This is a genomic window from bacterium (assembly GCA_024226335.1).
Classification (GTDB): Bacteria; Myxococcota_A; UBA9160; order SZUA-336; family SZUA-336; genus JAAELY01.
In genome coordinates this window covers 1-685 of sequence record JAAELY010000310.1, presented here as the reverse complement: position 1 = coordinate 685, position 685 = coordinate 1, and the positions used below count along the sequence as shown (strand labels likewise).

Genomic DNA, 685 nt, shown 5'->3' with positions numbered 1-685 from the left:
TCACGGCCCGTCAGGCGTCGAAGGGAATGGCGGACCAGGTGGACTTCGCGAACATCGACAAGGCTCCTGAAGAGCGCGAGCGCGGCATTACGATCGCGACGGCCCACGTGGAGTACGAGTCGGCGGAGCGTCACTACGCGCATGTGGACTGCCCGGGTCACGCGGACTACGTGAAGAACATGATCACGGGCGCGGCCCAGATGGACGGTGCGATTCTGGTGGTATCGGCTGCGGACGGTCCGATGCCGCAGACCCGAGAGCATGTGCTTCTGGCGAAGCAGGTCAATGTTCCTCACATCGTTGTTTTCATGAACAAGGTGGACCAGGTCGACGACGAGGAGCTTCTGGAGCTGGTGGAGTTGGAGGTTCGAGAGCTTCTTTCGAGCTATGACTTCGACGGCGACAATCTTCCTGTGATCCGCGGCAGCGCATTGAAGGCTGGCGAGAATCCTTCGGACGACGATGCGAACAAGTGCATCGATGAGCTGATGGAGTCATTGGACTCGACGATTCCGCAGCCTGAGCGAGCCTTGGACAAACCGTTTCTGATGCCGATCGAGGACGTATTTTCGATTTCGGGTCGCGGCACGGTAGTGACGGGTCGTGTGGAGCAGGGGATCGTAAACACGGGTGACGAGATCGAGATCGTGGGCATCCGCGAGACGACGAAGACGACGGTGACCGG

At 59.9% G+C, this 685-nt stretch carries 1 protein-coding gene; it reads left to right on the top strand.

What is annotated here, in order from left to right:
• A partial coding sequence (gene tuf / locus GY725_16010) for an elongation factor Tu (protein MCP4005695.1) occupies positions 1–685 on the top strand: 685 nt, incomplete at both ends.